This is a genomic window from Alloalcanivorax sp. C16-2 (assembly GCF_046507615.1).
Lineage (GTDB): Bacteria > Pseudomonadota > Gammaproteobacteria > Pseudomonadales > Alcanivoracaceae > Alloalcanivorax > Alloalcanivorax marinus_A.
On sequence record NZ_JBKFTL010000005.1, the window covers coordinates 22,207 to 37,936 of the forward strand.

Below are 15,730 nucleotides of genomic sequence, written 5' to 3' on the forward strand. Positions count from 1 at the left end.
TATCATAAAGTCGCCGTTTTCATTGGATTTCGGCGCCGCCGGCGTGGACCATGGGCGCCCCTCTGGACGGGAGTCTCCCCATGTCGCGCCGCTTCTGGCAGTCCGGCCTGGCGCTGGTGGCCGTCGCCACCTTCGCCATGGCCTTCAAGGGCATTTTCGCCCGCTTGGTCTACCAGCACGGCGTGTCCGTGGACGCCCTGCTGATCTGGCGCTTCCTGCTCGCCGTGCCGCTGTTCTGGCTGGGCGCCCTGTGGATCAACCGGGGCCGGCCCAAGGAGCGGCTCAGCCGCCGGCAGTGGGGGCTGTGCGCGGTCAGCGGGCTGTTGTTCTTCTTCTCCACCTGGTGCGACTTCAACGCCATCCATGAACTGGGCGCCAGCCTGTCGCGGATGCTGCTGTACCTGTTCCCGGCGCTGATCATGCTGATCGAGGCGGTGCGCTTGCGGCGCCTGCCCGCCCCGCTCCACCTGCTGGTGTTCGCCGGCGCCTGGACCGGCATCGCCCTGCTACTGCTGCCGGGCTGGCAGATCGGGCGGGTGACCCTGGCCGGCACTCTGTACGGCCTGGGCGCGGCGGCCTGCTACGCCAGCTTCCTGACGCTCAGCCAGGGACTGATGAAACCGCTCGGATCGGTGCGTTTCAACCAGGTGTCCAACAGCTTCACCCTGGTGTTCATGACGGTGGGGCTGCTGCCGGGCATTCCGGCCTCGGAACTGGCGTTGAGCGCCCCGGCCCTGGGCTGGATGGTGGTGCTGGTGGTGCTGTCCACGGTGCTGCCCTTCTTCTTGCTGTTCGAGGGCTTCCACCGCGCCAACGCCTCGGAGGCGGCGGTGGTGGCCATGTTCGGGCCGGTGGTCACGGTCACCGCCGCCCTGGCCCTGTTCCCGGACGAGCACCTGGGGCCGGTCCAGTGGCTGGGTCTGGTGGTGGTGCTGGCCAGCATCGGCGCCCTCAAGTTGGTGAAGACGCCGGCCCGACGCTGAACCGTCAGAATTCCGTTTCCAGGGACCAGCGATACACCACCTCGTCGGCGCCGCCGGACAGGCCGAAGATGGCGCCGGCTTCCCATTCCAGCTCGTGGCCGCCGAGCTCGAATTCGCCCAGCAGCACCGGGCCCGCGCCATGATTGCCGCTTTCGCCGTAGTACTCCAAGGCCGGCGCCAGCTCGTCGTCGGCCAACCAGGCCAGTTGGGCCGCGCCGGAGTATTCGATGTCGCTTTCCTCGGCGTCGGCGCCGTCCTGCTTCTCGGCGAAGGCGTTTAATCGCAGGCGCAGGTTCGATGGCAGCCGCTGCTCATAGAGCGGGCCGAGCTTGTACTCCCAAACGTCGTCCTCGCGCTCCTTTTCCACTTCGCCGAGCAGCGCCAGGGCCCGGTCCGGGTTCTGAAACAGGTTGAAGCGGGCCTCCAGTTCGTAGGCTTCCAGCTCCAGGGATTCGCCGGGTGGTTTTTCGGTTTTCAGATAGGCTTCCAGGGCGAAACGGTCGCTAAAAGCGTGGCCCAGGGAAAATTTCTCCAGCCAGCGACCGTCTTCCGCCTGGTCGCCATCATCCAGGTAGGTGCCCCGGGTTTCCAGTTCCCAGTCGCCGGCATGGATGCGCGGCGAATAGACCTTGTCCACGTCGGCCAGGGTCAGGGCGGGCAGGCTGACGCAAAACGTAAGCGCCATCAGGCGCGGCAGGCGTTGATTCATTCCGGGGCCTTGTTGATGCATGAGACCCGGCAAGGGTAGCGCGGCGGTTGGAGGGTTGGCTTAAGGAAAGCTTAAGGAGGGATCGCGGCCGACGCGGCCCGCCGCCCGGGCCGCTCCCACCGCGCTTTATTTGCTCAGGTATTTCATGGCCCGCTCGATGCCTTCGAGGGTAAGCGGGTACATGTGGTTGTCGGTGAGCTGTTTGATCCACTGGGTGGAGGTGGTCATCTGCCAGGCCCGTTCCGGTTCCGGGTTCAGCCAGATCACCTTCTCGTAGGTTTCCATGAGACGCTGGAACCAGACCGCGCCGGGCTCGTCGTTCCAGTGCTCCACGGAGCCGCCCACGGAATTCACCTCATAGGGGCTCATGGCGGCGTCGCCGATGAAGATCACCTTGTAGTCGCTGCCGTACTTGTGCAGTACGTCCCAGGTGGAGACCTTTTCGTCCCAGCGGCGGCGGTTGTCCTTCCACACGTATTCGTAGATGAAGTTGTGGAAATAGAAATACTCCATGTGCTTGAACTCCAGCCGGGCGGCGGAGAACAGCTCCTCGCACATCTTGATGTACGGGTCCATGGAGCCGCCGATGTCGAAGAACAGCAGCACCTTGACCCGGTTTTCCTGCTCCGGGCGCATCTTGATGTCGAGCAGGCCGGCGTTGCGGGCGGTGGACTTGATGGTGTCGTCCATGTCCAGCTCGTCCTCGCGGCCGGTACGGGCGAACTTGCGCAGCCGGCGCAGGGCCAGCTTGATGTTGCGGATGCCCAGCTCCACGGAATCGTCCAGGTTGCGGAATTCCCGCTTCTCCCAGACCTTCACCGCGCTCTTATTGCGTGACGGCCCCACCATGCGGATGCCTTCCGGATTTTCACCGTAGCCACCGAACGGGCTGGTGCCGCCGGTGCCGATCCATTTATTGCCGCCCTGGTGGCGTTTTTCCTGCTCTTCGAGGCGCTTGCGGAGTTCATCGAGAATCTTCTCCAGGCTGCCCAGACCCTGCAGCTGTTCCCGTTCCTCCGGAGACAGGGTCTTCTCGAGCTGCTTGCGCAGCCACTCTTCGGGGATGGTCTGGCTGAGCCAGTCCGGCTCGATGCTCTCCAGCCCCTCGAAGTAATGGGCGAAGGCGCGATCGAAACGGTCATAGTACTTCTCGTCCTTGACCATCACCGCCCGGGACAGCATGTAGAAGTCCTCGATGGAGCCGAACGCCACGTGGTGCTTGAGCGCGTCGAACAGGTCCAGCAGCTCGCGCAGGCTCACCGGCACCCGGTGGGCGCGCAGGTCCTCGAAAAAACCGATCAGCATGGAAGGTGCCTCCCCAATCCTCGGTGCGGATCGCGGCTGAAGCCGCTCCTACAACGTGCACCGTAGGAGCGGCTTCAGCCGCGATCACCGCTCAGCGTTCGCGGCGGTTCATGAAGGCCAGCCGTTCGAGCAGTTGCACGTCGGCTTCGTTCTTGACCAGCGCCCCGTACAGCGGCGGTACCGCGCTTTTGGTGTCGCGGTTGCGCAGGATGTCCTCGGGGATGTCGTCGGCCATCAGCAGCTTGAGCCAGTCGATCAGCTCGCTGGTGGAGGGCTTCTTCTTCATGCCCGGCACCTTGCGCAGGTCGAAGAACAGCTCCAGCGCTTCGGTGACCAGCTCCTTCTTGATCTCCGGGAAGTGCACATCAACGATCGACTGCATGGTCTTGGCGTCGGGGAAGTTGATGTAGTGGAAGAAGCAGCGGCGCAGGAAGGCGTCGGGCAGCTCCTTCTCATTGTTGGAGGTGATGATCACGATCGGGCGCTTCTCGGCGCGCACGGTTTCGCCGGTTTCGTAGACGAAGAACTCCATGCGGTCCAGTTCCTGAAGCAGATCGTTGGGGAACTCAATGTCCGCCTTGTCGATCTCGTCGATCAGCAACACCACCTGCTCGTCGGCGGCGAACGCCTCCCACAGCTTGCCCTTCTTGATGTAGTTGGACACGTCCTCGACGCCTTCGGCGCCGAGCTGGGAGTCGCGCAGCCGGGACACCGCGTCGTACTCATAGAGGCCTTGCTGGGCCTTGGTGGTGGACTTGATGTGCCAGGCCAGCAACGGCTTGCCGAGCGCTTCGGCCACCTGCTCGGCGAGCAGGGTCTTGCCGGTGCCGGGCTCACCCTTGATCAGCAGCGGGCGCTGCAGAGCGATGGCCGCGTTGACGGCCATTTTCAGATCTTCCGTGGCAACGTACTTTTCGGTGCCCTGAAACTGCATGCGGGTTCTCCACATCATCGAGAATAACGCTGCGCACTCTAGCAACCCCCGGGCCCGGGGCAAAGGGCCGGAACCGCCACGGAGCGGGAGGATTACGTCAGTGGCTGTGCCATAATCGCCGCCCATGAACCTGTTCCTGCTGCACCCCGACCAACGCCTGGAAGGCGATCTATGGCGGCTCGACGAGCGTCAGAGCGCCCATGCGCGCACCGTGCTCAAGCTCGCCGAGGGCGACACCTGTCGCGCCGGCGTGCTCAACGACGGCCTTGGCGAGGCGCGGATAGAATCCATGAAAAACAATGAGATAACACTATCTTTTAAAGTGGATTCAAAGCCGCCGGCGCCGCTGCCGCTGAATCTGGTACTGGCCCTGCCCCGCCCCAAGATGCTCAAACGCCTGCTGATCGACGCCGGCAGCCTGGGCATCAAGCGCATCGTGCTGATCAACGCCTGGAAGGTGGACAAGAGCTATTGGCGCACCCCCAACCTGAAGGCCGGGTTGCTGCGGGAAAAACTGCTCCTGGGTCTGGAGCAGGCCGGCGACACGGTGCTGCCGGAGCTGATCCAGGCGCCACGCTTCCGGCCGTTCGTGGAGGATGAACTGGATGGCTGGGCGGGTCCCGGGGCGCGTTACCTCGCCCACCCCGGCGACCACCCCGCCCTGCCCCACGAGCAGGCCGGGCCGGCCACCCTGGCGATCGGGCCGGAAGGGGGCTGGACACCGTTCGAGGTGGAGTTGCTGCAGGAACACGGCTTCCGGGCGCACCGCTTCGGCACCCGCATTCTGCGGGTGGAGACGGCTTTGCCGGCGTTGGTGGGGGCTTTGATGCGGTTGCCGTAGGGCGTGGCGGGTTATCGCGACTGAAGCGGAACGCCGCCCGGTCGCTCCTACGGGGACGTACGACCCGCCGTAGGAGCGACTTCAGTCGCGATGGCTTGCTAAATGCCTTAGCGGCGGTAGGGGTTGCGGCGCGGCTTGCGGGGCGGTTTGTTGCCGCGCTGATGACGCAGTCGGGCACGACCGTACAGGCCGGTGTATTTCTTGCCCTTGAGATCGACCCGGTCGGTGAGCGGCTGGATCTCCTCGGCGGTCAGTTCCTTCCAGCGCCCCATGCGCAGATCGGAAGGCAGTGTCAGGTCGCCGAAACGGATGCGGATCAGCCGCGCCACTTCCAGGTCCTGGGACTGGAACAGGCGGCGCACTTCCCGGTATTTGCCACCGGTGAGACTGACCTTGTACCAGTGGTTGGCACCCTCTTCCGCTCCGCCGGCGTCCTCGATGCTCTCGAAGCTGGACACGCCGTCCTCGAGCAGCACCCCGTCCAGCATCGCCTGGCGCTTGGCGTCGGTGAGTTCGCCGTGCACCCGCACCGCGTATTCACGCACGAAGCCGTTGGACGGGTGCATCAGCCGATGCGCCAGTTCCCCGTCGGTGGTGAACAGCATCAGGCCGGTGGTGTTGATGTCCAGGCGGCCGACCTGCACCCAGCGCAGGCCCTGCAGCCGGGGGAGGTTGTCGAACACCGTGGGGCGGCCCTGCGGGTCGTTCCGCGAGCACACCTCACCGGCGGGCTTGTGATAAATGATCACGCGCCGAATTACGTCTTCTTCCGCCTTCACTGGAATGATCCTGCCGTCCACTCTGATTGTGTCTTCCGGCTCCACCCGGTCGCCCAGGGTCGCCACCTGGCCGTTCACCGAGACGCGCCCATCGGCGATCCATGTCTCCAGTTCACGGCGTGATCCCAGCCCGGTGCGGGCCAGGACTTTCTGTAATTTCTCACTCATGAGGTCGATTCGTCCTCGTTGGCGGCATCGTCGCCGCCGTCGTCGTCATTCGTTCGCGGCGCCGCTTCGGCGGCGACCGGGGCCACCGGCGCGGCGTCGTTCTCCGCTTCCGGTGAGCTTTTGTGGCGGAACCGGGTTTCGAAACCGGCATTCACGGCGTCCACCTTGTCCATGCTCATCAAGGTGGCATCGTCGATTTCCGGCTCGTCGTCCTCGACGCCGAACAGGCGTTCCGCCGCCGCTCCGGGCTCGCCATGGCCGGCCTCTTGGTCATCGTCGCCGTCCGCGTCGGGGACGTCGCTGAGCGCCAGTTCCTCGTTCAGCTTGTCGAGATCCTTGATCTCCGACAACGGCGGCAGGTCCTCCAGACTCTTCAGATCGAAGTAGTCCAGGAACTGCCGCGTGGTGGCGAACATGGCCGGCCGGCCGGGCACGTCGCGGTGCCCGACTACCCGCACCCAGCCCCGCTCAAGCAGGCTCTTGACGATGTGCGAGCTGACCGAAACGCCGCGAATCTCCTCGATCTCGCCCCGCGTGATCGGCTGGCGGTAGGCCACCAGCGCCAGGGTTTCCAGGATCGCGCGGCTGTAGCGCGGCGGTTTTTCCTGCCACAGCCGGCTGACCCAGGGCCCCAGGTCCTTGCGCACCTGGAAGCGGAATCCGCTGGCCACTTCGCGCAGCTCGATGCCGCGCTCGCCGTATTCCGTGGCGATTTCCTCGAGCAACCGTGACAAGTCAGCCTTGTCCGGGCGGTCGTGCTCGTCGAACAGCATCAACAGCGCGTCCCGGTCCAGCGGGCCGTCGGCGGCGAAGATCGCCGCTTCCACGATGTTCTTGATCTGCTGGGGCTCCACGGTCAATCGTCCTCGGCTATGTCGTTTGAGGGCTCGTCGTCGATTTCCAGCGCCGCCAGGGCTTCACTTTCCTCCAGAACCAGGGTTTTCGCCTTGACGTGGATCGGGCTGAACGGTGTGTTCTGGATCAGCTCGATGAGCGAACCCTTCACCAGTTCCAGCACCGCGAGAAAGCTCACCACCACGCCCAGACGCCCTTCCTCGGCCTCGAACAGCTCCACGAAGGGCACGAACTCTCGCCCCTTGAGGCGGTCGAGCACGTTGGCCATGCGCTCGCGGGTGGACAACTTTTCCCGCGATACCTGGTGGCTCTCGAACATATCGGCCCGGTGCAGCACCTCCTTGAAGGCCAGCAACAGCTCGCGCAGGTCCACGTCCGGCTGCGCTTTCTCGCGCACATAGTCCGGGCGCCGCGCGGCGGCGATCTGGAAGTCACGCTCCTGACGCGGCAGCCCGTCGATGTCCTCGGCGGCCTGCTTGAAACGCTCGTACTCCTGCAGCCGACGGATCAACTCGGCACGCGGGTCCTCCCCGTCCTCGTCCTCGTCGTGGCTGGGCCGAGGCAGCAGGGTGCGCGACTTGATCTCGCCCAGCATGGCGGCCATCACCAGATACTCGGCGGCCAACTCCAGGTTGAGCGCCTTCATCAGATCCACGTACTCCATGTACTGGCTGGTGATCTGCGCCACCGGGATGTCCAGAATGTCCAGGTTCTGCCGCTTGATCAGGTAAAGCAGCAGGTCCAGCGGCCCCTCGAAGGCCTCCAGAAAGACTTCCAGGGCATCCGGCGGAATATAGAGGTCGTCCGGCAGCTTGGTGATCGCCTGACCGTACATCAGACCAAAGGGCATCTCCGCCTGCCGCGGACCGGGCGGCGCCAGCGGATTATTGCCATCCCCTCGCGGGGGGGCCTGTTGGTCGATGACGTCGTTCATGGCTGCTGCTTCGCCTCCTTGGCGATCACCGGTAATGGAGTCCCATCGCCGCGCGCACTTCCTCGAGGGTGGCGCGGGCCTCCTCGCGGGCTTCCTCGCACCCCTCGGCGACGATGGTGCGTACCAGATCCGGATTGCGCATGTGTTCCTCGGCGCGCTTGCGGATCGGGGCCAGCTCCTCCTGGACCGCCTCGATCACCGGCTTCTTGCATTCCAGACAGCCGATGCCGGCGGTAGTGCAGCCCTGGCGCACCCAGTCCTGGGTGTCGGCGTCGGAGTACACTTTGTGGAATTCCCACACCGGGCATTTTTCCGGCGTGCCCGGATCGCTGCGTCGGACCCGGGCCGGGTCCGTGGGCATGCGCCGGATCTTGGCGTCCACCTCGTCGGGCTCCTCGCGGAGGCTGATGAAGTTGCCGTAGGACTTGGACATTTTCTGCCCGTCCAGGCCGGGCATGCGCGACGCCGGCGTCAGCAGCGCCTGGGGCTCCGGCAGAATCATCTTGCCGCCGCCCTCGAGGTCGCCGTTGAGGCGTTCCTTGTCGCCCAGGGTGATGTTCTGCTGACCCTGGACCAGGGCGCGGGCGGTTTCCAGGGCGGTCTCGTCACCCTGTTCCTGGTACTTGCGCCGGTTCTCCGTGTAGATGCGCGCCTGCTTCTTGCCCATCTTCTTGATGGCGGCCACCACCGCTTCCTCGAAGCCCGGCTCGCGGCCGTACAGGTGATTGAAGCGGCGCGCCACTTCCCGGGTCAACTCCACATGGGCCACCTGATCGGCGCCCACCGGGACCTGGCCGGCACGGTAGATCAGGATGTCGGCCGCCTGCAGCAGCGGATAGCCAAGAAATCCGTAGGTGCTCAGATCCTTCTCACGCAGCTTTTCCTGCTGGTCCTTATAGGTGGGCACCCGCTCCAGCCAGGACAGCGGCGTCATCATCGACAGCAGCAGGTGCAGCTCCGCGTGCTCGGGCACCTGACTCTGGATGAACAGGGTCGCGGACCCCGGGTTGACGCCAGCGGCCAGCCAGTCGATCACCAGGTCCCAGACATGGTTCTGAATGGCGTGCGGATTCTCGTACTCGGTGGTGAGACCGTGCCAGTCAGCGACAAAAAAGAAACACTCGTACTCGTGTTGCAAACGTGCCCAGTTCTTGAGCACGCCATGGTAATGCCCCAGATGCAGGCGCCCGGTGGCGCGCATGCCCGATACCACTCTTTGGGAGGGAACCACGGAACTCAAAAGCCGACTCCTGTCGTAACGGCAAGAAAACGGCGATTATAAAGGGAACCGCCGGGGTAAAGACAGGGCCGGCGGTCCACCGGAGCCCGTTCAACCCATTTTCTTCATGCAGACTCGATGCCAGCCCGGCCCGGTTGGGTAACGAATGTTCAGAAAATGGCGTCGAGGGGGCCGGCGCCCTCGCGGACCACTTCCGGCCCGGTGCCATCGGCCAGGGAGATCACCGTGGTTTCGGTGACGCCACAGAAGCCACCATCGATGACCAGATCGACCTGATTCTGCAGGAAGTCACGAACGTCCTGGGGGTCGGTGAGGGGGAACTCATCGTCCGGCAGGTGTGCCGTGGAGGTCATGATCGGCTCGCCGTGCTCCTTGAGCAGTGCCTGGCAGATCGGATGATCGGGCACGCGGATGCCGATGGTGCGTTTCTTCGGATGCATCAGGCGCCGTGGCACCTCGTGGGTACCCTTGAGAATGAAGGTGTAAGGCCCCGGCGTGTGCGCCTTGAGCAGGCGATAGTCCGGGTTGTCCACCTTGGCATAGGTGGCGAGCACGGACAGGTCCGCGCACAGCAGGGTGAACTGGTGCTTGTCGTCGAGCCGCCGCAGGCGGATCAGACGCTCCAGGGCATCCTTCTCGCCGATGCCGCAGCCCAGGGCATAGGTGGTGTCGGTGGGGTAAGCGATCAGCCCACCCTGACGGATTACGTCCACGGCCTGACGAATCAGGCGCGGTTGGGGAGTCTCGGGATGAATATGCAGTACTTCGGTCATGGGGCGGCATTCTCCACCCGGCCCGGGGTCGGCGCAAGGTCCCCCGGAGCACCGGCCAATCGCCATACCGGCGTGCCGTCCGGCGGGAACGGCGGCAGGCCGCCCAGGCTCAGCCATTTCTGTTGCGGCGAGTGAAAATCGCTGCCACCGGACACCGCCAGCCCGAAGTGGCGCCAGCATTCCTCCAGCAGGCCGGCCTGGTGCCGGGTCAGTCCGGGCATCACCGCCTCCATGGCCTGGCCTCCGGCGGCGCGGAAGTCGCGCACCAGCTCGCGCAGACGTTTGCGGGTCAGGTCATAGGCCTGGGGATGGGCCAGCACCGCCACGCCGCCGCCGGTGCGCAGGTCCTGGATGCCCTGCTCCAGGCTGACCCAGGGTGTGGCGACGAACGCCGACTGGCCTTTCTTGAGAAAGCGGTTGAAGGCATGGCGCTGATCGCGCACCACGCCCTCCTCCACCAGCACCCGGGCGAACCAGGGCCGGCCGGGGGTGTCCGAATCCGACAGCGCGCAGGCCTTGGCGTAGCTGTCCTCGAGCCGGGCCGCCTTGTCGAGCCGGGCGCCGATGCGCCTTGCCCGCTGCCGGCGGGCTTCCAACTGATCGGCGACGCGGGCGGCCAGCACCGGGCAATCCGGGTCCACCCACAGGCCCAGCACATGAATCTCGCGACTGCCCCACAGCACCGACAGCTCGATGCCGTTGACCAGGGTCAGGCCATGGTGGGCCGCCGCGGCGCGGGCCTCGGGCAACCCGGCCAGGGTGTCGTGGTCGGTGAGCGCCAGGGCATCGACGCCGTACTCGGCGGCGCGGGCGACCAGATCCGCCGGCGACAGCACGCCGTCGGAGGCGAGGCTGTGGCAATGCAGGTCGGGGCGTTGGAAGGGTGCGGCTTCAATCATGGGGGCAACGGTACCATACTCGGGATGATTTGCCGTGCGGTTCCCGATACCATCGGCGATCCGAACAAGGAACGATTCCATGAAGCAACTGTTCGACTACCTGCCCGTGGTGGTGTTTTTCGGCCTCTATTTCCTCAGTGGCCAGGACATCATGCTGGCCACCTGGGGCATCATCGGCGCCACCACCTTCCAGGTGCTGGCCGGCCGGCTGATCTGGAAGCGCTGGCACCGGCTGCATCTGGTGGTGTTCGTGATCACCCTGGTGTTCGGTGGCCTGACCCTGTTGCTGCGCGATGATGTGTTCATTAAATGGCGTCCCTCGATCATCAGCTTCGTGCTTGGCGCGGTGCTGCTGGTGGGCCACTTCCTGGGCGAGCGCAACCTGTTGCAACGCCTGTGCGAACGCTTGATGGTGGGTGGCTTCGGCTTCGTCGTAACGCTGGAGCGCCGCGACTGGAGCCGGCTGAACCTGGCCTTCGTGCTGTATTTTCTGGCTCTGGGGGGGCTGAACCTGTTCATCGCCTATAATTTCAGCACTGAATTCTGGGTGAACTTCAAGCTGTTCGGCTTCACCGCCATCCAGATGGTGTTCTACGTGGCCGCCTTCCTGTATTTCTACAAACGCATGCCGGAGGCGGATCGCCAACGCCTGTTTCACCAGGACAAAAACGAACCGGAACCGACCAAGAAGGACGACGAGGACGATGCTGTACGCGATCATCAGTGAAGACGTGGCCGATTCCCTGAGCCGCCGGGCCGGCGCTCGCGCCGACCACCTGGCGCGCCTGGAGCGGCTCCGTGATCAGGGCCGCCTGGTGCTGGCCGGGCCGCACCCGGCGGTGGACAGCGCCGATCCCGGCGAAGCGGGTTTCACCGGCTCCCTGGTGGTGGCGGAGTTCGACTCCCTGGACGATGCCCGCGCCTGGGCCGACGCCGACCCCTATATCGAGGCCGGCGTCTACGAGCGGGTCACGGTGAAACCGTTCAAGGCCGTTCTGCCCTGATTTTTTACAAACCCGGCCCGCCAGGGCCGGGAAATGTGACTACTTCGGCGCCGTTCGCCGCGCCGGTTGCCTAAACTTCGCGCCCAGATCATCAAGGAGTGCCCGTTCATGCTGGTTCGCTGGTTCTGCTGTTTCCTGATTGCCGCTTTGTCGGCGCCGGCCCTGGCCGCCACCGCCTGGGTGGACGATGAAATCTACGTACCGGTCCGCTCCGGCGCCGGTTCCGGTTATCGAATCGTCCACCGCGGGCTGAAAAGCGGTACCCAGGTGGAGTTTCTCGGCGAGGAAGGCGACTGGGCGCACATCCGCTACCAGGGCACCGAGGGCTACATTGGCAAGCAGTACATCAGCCGCTCCCCCACCGCCGCCATCCGCCTGCAGCGGGTCAGCCAGGAAAACCAGCAGCTCGAGAAACAGGTCGGTGAACTCCAGGAGGAACTCGGGCGGATTCGCCAGGAGCGCGACAGCCTGAGTGGCGAGAACGAGGAATTGAAGGGCTCGCTGAGCAGCCGTGGTCAGGAGCTGGACAAGCTGCGCGACGTGGCCGCCGATCCGATTCGTCTGGACCAGGCCAACCGCCGGCTCAACGAGGAACTGAGCATGCTGCGCTCGGATCTGGATCAGTTGAAGGCGGAAAACACCATGCTGCGCAGCGACAACACCTCGCGCAAATGGATCACCGGGGTCGGCATCCTGCTGCTCGGCGCCATCGCCGGCCTGTTGCTCAAATCCAAATCCGGTCGCCGCCGCAGCACCTGGGCTAACTAGGGAGCCTCTGAATACCGCCTTACGTGCTCAGCGTGGCCTGAAGTGCACCGCCGTCGTGTCTTGTCTCGACGGACAGGGTGGTGCCCTTTCCAAGAGGCAAGGCGCGGCGGCGGTGCACTTCAGGCCACGCCCGGTGGGGCTTACAGGCTGGCCCACACTCATCGTTGCCCTTTTTCGACAGGCAACCAGCCTGCCTTCAAAAGGGCGCCTTGATTGTGAGCCAGCCTGTAAGCCTGAGTACGCAAGGCGGTATTCAGAGGCTCCCTGGCCACCCGCCCGAACAGGGTTTCCAGGCGCAGCACCACCCCGTTGACGCCCTGGTAACCCTGATCCCGGGGCCACAGCACGAACGGCTCCACCTCGAAGAACAGCCAGGGCCGCCACACGTTACGCCGATAGCGCGCATAGACCCGGTAATTGTCCACCACGGCCGGTTTACTGTGGCCCCCTACCCCGAGCCCCAGATTGAGCGCCGAGCGCCCGTCCAGCCGTTTGAACAAATTCACGCCCTGGAACAGCCCCAGCCCATCACCGGCCTGGTTGAGTTCCTCGGTGTAACGGATCTCGCTGGAAAAACGCAGGGTGGTGTCCGGCGCCAGGGGCCGGTCCAGGTCGAACAGGGAGCGGCTGCCCCAGCCGTCAGGGTCGCGCCAGTAGATGCGCTGGGTGTAGCGCAACCAGGCGGATTCGTTGAACAGTGGATAAAGACGGCGGTAACGCAGGCGGGTGAAGGTGGTCAGGTCCGAACGCACGCCCACGTCCAGATCCAGATCCATGGCGTCGGTGCGCTCGATGGCCCAGCGCAGGGCCCCACGAAAACCATTGTCGCGTTCCCCGGCGGGAATTTCCCGGGCCACCGGCGTCTCCGGATCCTGATCCTCATCGTGGCTGCGGAACAGCAGCGAGAAGCGGCGTTCAGCGCTCGGCAGCCAGACCCGGGCGTCCAGGTCCACGTCGCTGGCGCCGTCGCCATCGTCGCGCCATACCCGCTCACCGGTAAGACGCACCAGGCTGGCGGCCGGTTCGTTGTTCTCGCGCAGCGGGTCCTCGAAGAAACCGTCCACCCAGCGGCTCGGCCAGCACAGGCTGCGCGACAGCCAGTCATGGGTGCGGTCCACCAGGGTGCCGGCGCCTTCCCAACGACAGGCGTCGACGGACTGTGCCCCCGCCATGGACGACATACCAAGCATTATCATGCCGGGCAACAACGAACGACCAAGTGACCACCAACACCTCATGGCGCCAGCATAGCGTGCCGGCGACGCCTCGGGAATCAGCCCAGGGCGCCGGCGGCGCGAAGAGCGGCAATTTCGTCGTCGTCGAAGCCCTGCTCGCGCAGCACCGCCTCATTGTGCTGGCCAAGCCGGGCGCCGCTGAACCGGTAGCCCACCGGCGTGGCCGAGAACTTGAACGGCGACGCCACCTGACGCTGATGCCCGCCATCGTGGCGCGGTACCTCCACCACCATGCCGCGGGCCTGGAGCTGCGGATGCGCCGCCGCCTCGCTGAAGCTCAGCACCGGCTCCACGCAGCAGTCCAGTTCGGCGAATACCTGGCACCAGTGATCATGGTCCTGGCCGCCGATCACCTCGGCGATCGCCGCCTTCACCTCCGCCACCTGGGCGGGCTCGCGGCTGAGCCCCTTGGTGGTCAGATCCGGCCGGCCAATGGTCTCGCAAAACTGACTGAAGAACTGGGGCTCCAGCCCCGCCACGGAAAGGTAGCGACCGTCACGGGTACGGTAGCAATCATAGAAGCTGCCGCCATTCAGGGTGGTGCCTTCCAGGGTCGGGTCCTCGCCGGCCACCAGGGCCGGCGGCGCGCTCAGCCCGTGCAGGCTGAAGGCGGCATCGGTCATGGAAATGTCCAGCTGCTGGCCCTCGCCGGTATGGTGGCGATGAATCACCGCCGCCAGCAGGCCCATGACGGCATGGCAGGAGCCGCCGGCCACGTCCGCCACCTGGAACGCCATCGGCGCCGGGCCGCTGTCCCGGCGACCGTTATAGCTGGTCATGCCGGCGATGGAGAGGTAATTCAGATCGTGGCCGGCGCGGTCGCGGTAGGGGCCATCCTGGCCGTAGCCGGTGATTGAGCAGTAAATCAGGCCCGGGTTGATCGCCTTGAGGGTCTCGTAGCCGACCCCCAACTTGTCCATGACGCCGGGCCGGAACTGCTCCACCACGATGTCGTAGTCCTTTACCAGCCGGTACACCACCTCGCGGCCTTCCGGGGTTTTCAGATCCAGCGCCAGGGAGCGTTTGGAACGGTTGATGTAGCCGTGCACCGCCGAGACATTGTCCTCGGAGGGCGGCAGCAGACGAACCATATCCGGACGGGTGGGCGACTCCACGCGCAGCACCTCGGCGCCCATGTCGGCCAGCAACAGGGTGGCGAAGGGGCCAGGCAGCAAGGTGGAAAAATCCAGGACTTTCAGGGTGGCCAGGGGTCCGCTCATGAAACCGCTCCTTTCCAAAACGGGCTGTGGGGAACCGGAACCCTACCGTCCGGGGACGGCGCCGCCAATGGCCATTGCCATCGCCGACTGACCGAAACGGACATGGGGCGCGGGCGTCAACTGCGCTAGCATGCGCCTCTTCCATGGATATCGCGGATCATTATGACGCCACTCATCAAACTGCGCGGCACCCTGGCCCTGGTGGGCATCACACTGAACACCCTGATCATGGCGCCACTGCTGTATCTGTTCGCCCTGCTGCGGCTGTGCCTGCCGTTCCATCGGGCCCAGGTGATGCTGGCCCGGGTGCTGGTGGTGATCGCGGAGACCTGGATCGCGGTGAACAACGCCATCGCCAGGCTCACCAGTGGCGTACGCTGGCGGATTGAGGGGATGGAGGGGCTGGCGCGCCAGGAGTGGTATCTGGTCACGTCCAACCACCAGTCCTGGGCCGATATCCTGGTGCTGCAGATGGCCACCAACCGCCGGGTGCCGTTTTTGAAGTTCTTTCTCAAGCAGCAATTGATCTGGGTGCCGCTATTGGGGCTGGCCTGGTGGGCGCTGGATTTTCCGTTCATGAAGCGCTACACCCGTGCCCAGCTCGCCAAGCACCCGGAACTGAAAGGCAAGGACATGGAAACCACCCGCCGGGCTTGCGAGAAATACGCCCATTACCCGGTGTCGGTGATGAACTTCTTCGAGGGCACCCGCTTCACCCGGGAAAAACACGACGAACAGGGCTCGCCCTATACCCACCTGCTCAAGCCCAAGGCCGGCGGCGCCGCCTTCACCCTGAAGGCGATGGGCGGCCAGTTACATACCCTGCTCGATTTCACCATCGTCTATCCGCCGAATACCACCCGCTCGCTGCTCGGATTCCTGGGCGGCGCCATGGATGAAGTTCAGGTGATCGTGCACCGCCGGCCAATCCCGGACTGGGCTTCGCGGGGCGATTACGAGAATGACCCGGAATTCCGCGCTCGCATCCAGGCCTGGATCAGCGAATTGTGGACGGAAAAGGACGCTTTGATTCAGTCACGGCTTTCCGCGTAAGGGCGGATTTGCCTATAGTAGTGGCCCGGT

Annotated in this window: 17 protein-coding genes; 6 read left to right on the forward strand and 11 right to left on the reverse strand. The window is 64.9% G+C overall.

Annotated features, from left to right (window positions below; genetic code table 11):
- Positions 1–80 precede the first annotated feature (80 nt).
- Positions 81–983, forward strand: a complete 903-nt coding sequence (locus tag ACLD02_RS17020; RefSeq protein WP_203101530.1) for a DMT family transporter — start codon at positions 81–83, stop codon at positions 981–983.
- Between the two features lie 4 nt (positions 984–987).
- Here ACLD02_RS17020 and ACLD02_RS17025 read toward each other — a convergent pair whose 3' ends face one another.
- From ACLD02_RS17025 to ACLD02_RS17035, 3 genes are all read right to left on the reverse strand, one after another.
- Positions 988–1,692 carry a hypothetical protein gene (locus ACLD02_RS17025; RefSeq protein ID WP_203101531.1) on the reverse strand — a complete coding sequence of 235 codons (705 nt, stop codon included), beginning with the start codon at positions 1,690–1,692 and terminating at the stop codon, positions 988–990.
- Positions 1,693–1,818: 126 nt separating this feature from the next.
- A complete protein-coding gene (locus ACLD02_RS17030; protein ID WP_203101532.1) occupies positions 1,819–2,997 on the reverse strand; it encodes a vWA domain-containing protein in 1,179 nt (392 codons plus the stop codon).
- A gap of 91 nt (positions 2,998–3,088) precedes the next feature.
- Entirely contained in the window at positions 3,089–3,931 is an 843-nt protein-coding gene (locus ACLD02_RS17035) for an AAA family ATPase (protein ID WP_203101533.1), read from the reverse strand.
- A gap of 124 nt (positions 3,932–4,055) precedes the next feature.
- Between ACLD02_RS17035 and ACLD02_RS17040 the strand changes: the two genes are divergently transcribed.
- A complete protein-coding gene (locus ACLD02_RS17040; RefSeq protein ID WP_410299255.1) occupies positions 4,056–4,772 on the forward strand; it encodes a 16S rRNA (uracil(1498)-N(3))-methyltransferase in 717 nt (238 codons plus the stop codon).
- Between the two features lie 107 nt (positions 4,773–4,879).
- Here the strand turns inward: ACLD02_RS17040 and rluB are convergent, their stop codons facing one another.
- The 6 genes from rluB to ACLD02_RS17070 all read right to left on the reverse strand — a co-directional run bounded on the left by rluB (position 4,880) and on the right by ACLD02_RS17070 (position 10,420).
- Positions 4,880–5,719, reverse strand: coding sequence for a 23S rRNA pseudouridine(2605) synthase RluB (gene rluB / locus ACLD02_RS17045; RefSeq protein ID WP_203101535.1), 840 nt, complete (start codon positions 5,717–5,719; stop codon positions 4,880–4,882).
- Complete coding sequence (gene scpB / locus ACLD02_RS17050) at positions 5,716–6,573, reverse strand: SMC-Scp complex subunit ScpB (RefSeq protein ID WP_203101827.1); 858 nt, start codon at positions 6,571–6,573, stop codon at positions 5,716–5,718. Before scpB ends, rluB begins: the two co-directional genes overlap by 4 nt.
- A gap of 2 nt (positions 6,574–6,575) precedes the next feature.
- On the reverse strand, positions 6,576–7,508 hold the full coding sequence (locus ACLD02_RS17055; RefSeq protein ID WP_410299256.1) for a segregation and condensation protein A: 933 nt from the start codon (positions 7,506–7,508) through the stop codon (positions 6,576–6,578).
- 25 nt (positions 7,509–7,533) lie between these two features.
- Complete coding sequence (locus ACLD02_RS17060) at positions 7,534–8,748, reverse strand: tryptophan--tRNA ligase (protein ID WP_203101537.1); 1,215 nt, start codon at positions 8,746–8,748, stop codon at positions 7,534–7,536.
- Between the two features lie 149 nt (positions 8,749–8,897).
- Positions 8,898–9,521 carry an L-threonylcarbamoyladenylate synthase gene (locus ACLD02_RS17065; protein WP_203101546.1) on the reverse strand — a complete coding sequence of 208 codons (624 nt, stop codon included), beginning with the start codon at positions 9,519–9,521 and terminating at the stop codon, positions 8,898–8,900.
- The gene (locus ACLD02_RS17070) at positions 9,518–10,420 is read right to left on the reverse strand and encodes a PHP domain-containing protein (protein WP_203101548.1); all 903 of its coding nucleotides are present in this window, start codon (positions 10,418–10,420) and stop codon (positions 9,518–9,520) included. Before ACLD02_RS17070 ends, ACLD02_RS17065 begins: the two co-directional genes overlap by 4 nt.
- A 79-nt stretch (positions 10,421–10,499) precedes the next feature.
- On the opposite strand from ACLD02_RS17070, the gene ACLD02_RS17075 reads away from it, so the two are divergent.
- The 3 genes from ACLD02_RS17075 (at position 10,500) to ACLD02_RS17085 (ending at position 12,192) form a co-directional block, all read left to right on the forward strand.
- A complete protein-coding gene (locus tag ACLD02_RS17075; RefSeq protein ID WP_203101550.1) occupies positions 10,500–11,147 on the forward strand; it encodes an inner membrane-spanning protein YciB in 648 nt (215 codons plus the stop codon).
- Positions 11,125–11,424: a YciI family protein gene (locus ACLD02_RS17080; RefSeq protein WP_194296684.1), complete on the forward strand. Its 300-nt coding sequence runs from the start codon at positions 11,125–11,127 to the stop codon at positions 11,422–11,424. The genes ACLD02_RS17075 and ACLD02_RS17080 overlap by 23 nt, the downstream gene beginning before the upstream one ends.
- Positions 11,425–11,532: 108 nt before the next feature.
- Complete coding sequence (locus ACLD02_RS17085) at positions 11,533–12,192, forward strand: TIGR04211 family SH3 domain-containing protein (protein WP_203101554.1); 660 nt, start codon at positions 11,533–11,535, stop codon at positions 12,190–12,192.
- Between the two features lie 158 nt (positions 12,193–12,350).
- Here ACLD02_RS17085 and ACLD02_RS17090 read toward each other — a convergent pair whose 3' ends face one another.
- Together ACLD02_RS17090 and ACLD02_RS17095 are read right to left on the reverse strand one after the other, a co-directional pair.
- Positions 12,351–13,364: a hypothetical protein gene (locus tag ACLD02_RS17090; RefSeq protein ID WP_410299257.1), complete on the reverse strand. Its 1,014-nt coding sequence runs from the start codon at positions 13,362–13,364 to the stop codon at positions 12,351–12,353.
- A 101-nt stretch (positions 13,365–13,465) separates the two neighbouring features.
- Positions 13,466–14,647, reverse strand: a complete 1,182-nt coding sequence (locus ACLD02_RS17095) for a CaiB/BaiF CoA transferase family protein (protein ID WP_410299258.1) — start codon at positions 14,645–14,647, stop codon at positions 13,466–13,468.
- A 162-nt stretch (positions 14,648–14,809) separates the two neighbouring features.
- Here ACLD02_RS17095 and ACLD02_RS17100 point away from each other — a divergent pair, with 162 nt between their 5' ends.
- A complete protein-coding gene (locus ACLD02_RS17100; RefSeq protein ID WP_203101559.1) occupies positions 14,810–15,700 on the forward strand; it encodes an acyltransferase in 891 nt (296 codons plus the stop codon).
- Positions 15,701–15,730 lie beyond the last annotated feature (30 nt).

Excerpts from the sequence above, each read along its gene's own strand:
- ACLD02_RS17020 (WP_203101530.1), top strand. The coding sequence starts at position 81 with ATGTCGCGCCGCTTCTGGCAGTCCGGCCTGGCGCTGGTGGCCGTCGCC.
- ACLD02_RS17025 (WP_203101531.1), bottom strand. The coding sequence starts at position 1,692 with ATGAATCAACGCCTGCCGCGCCTGATGGCGCTTACGTTTTGCGTCAGC.
- ACLD02_RS17030 (WP_203101532.1), bottom strand. The coding sequence starts at position 2,997 with ATGCTGATCGGTTTTTTCGAGGACCTGCGCGCCCACCGGGTGCCGGTG.
- ACLD02_RS17035 (WP_203101533.1), bottom strand. The coding sequence starts at position 3,931 with ATGCAGTTTCAGGGCACCGAAAAGTACGTTGCCACGGAAGATCTGAAA.
- ACLD02_RS17040 (WP_410299255.1), top strand. The coding sequence starts at position 4,056 with ATGAACCTGTTCCTGCTGCACCCCGACCAACGCCTGGAAGGCGATCTA.
- rluB (WP_203101535.1), bottom strand. The coding sequence starts at position 5,719 with ATGAGTGAGAAATTACAGAAAGTCCTGGCCCGCACCGGGCTGGGATCA.
- ACLD02_RS17055 (WP_410299256.1), bottom strand. The coding sequence starts at position 7,508 with ATGAACGACGTCATCGACCAACAGGCCCCCCCGCGAGGGGATGGCAAT.
- ACLD02_RS17065 (WP_203101546.1), bottom strand. The coding sequence starts at position 9,521 with ATGACCGAAGTACTGCATATTCATCCCGAGACTCCCCAACCGCGCCTG.
- ACLD02_RS17070 (WP_203101548.1), bottom strand. The coding sequence starts at position 10,420 with ATGATTGAAGCCGCACCCTTCCAACGCCCCGACCTGCATTGCCACAGC.
- ACLD02_RS17075 (WP_203101550.1), top strand. The coding sequence starts at position 10,500 with ATGAAGCAACTGTTCGACTACCTGCCCGTGGTGGTGTTTTTCGGCCTC.
- ACLD02_RS17080 (WP_194296684.1), top strand. The coding sequence starts at position 11,125 with ATGCTGTACGCGATCATCAGTGAAGACGTGGCCGATTCCCTGAGCCGC.
- ACLD02_RS17085 (WP_203101554.1), top strand. The coding sequence starts at position 11,533 with ATGCTGGTTCGCTGGTTCTGCTGTTTCCTGATTGCCGCTTTGTCGGCG.
- ACLD02_RS17090 (WP_410299257.1), bottom strand. The coding sequence starts at position 13,364 with ATGGCGGGGGCACAGTCCGTCGACGCCTGTCGTTGGGAAGGCGCCGGC.
- ACLD02_RS17095 (WP_410299258.1), bottom strand. The coding sequence starts at position 14,647 with ATGAGCGGACCCCTGGCCACCCTGAAAGTCCTGGATTTTTCCACCTTG.
- ACLD02_RS17100 (WP_203101559.1), top strand. The coding sequence starts at position 14,810 with ATGACGCCACTCATCAAACTGCGCGGCACCCTGGCCCTGGTGGGCATC.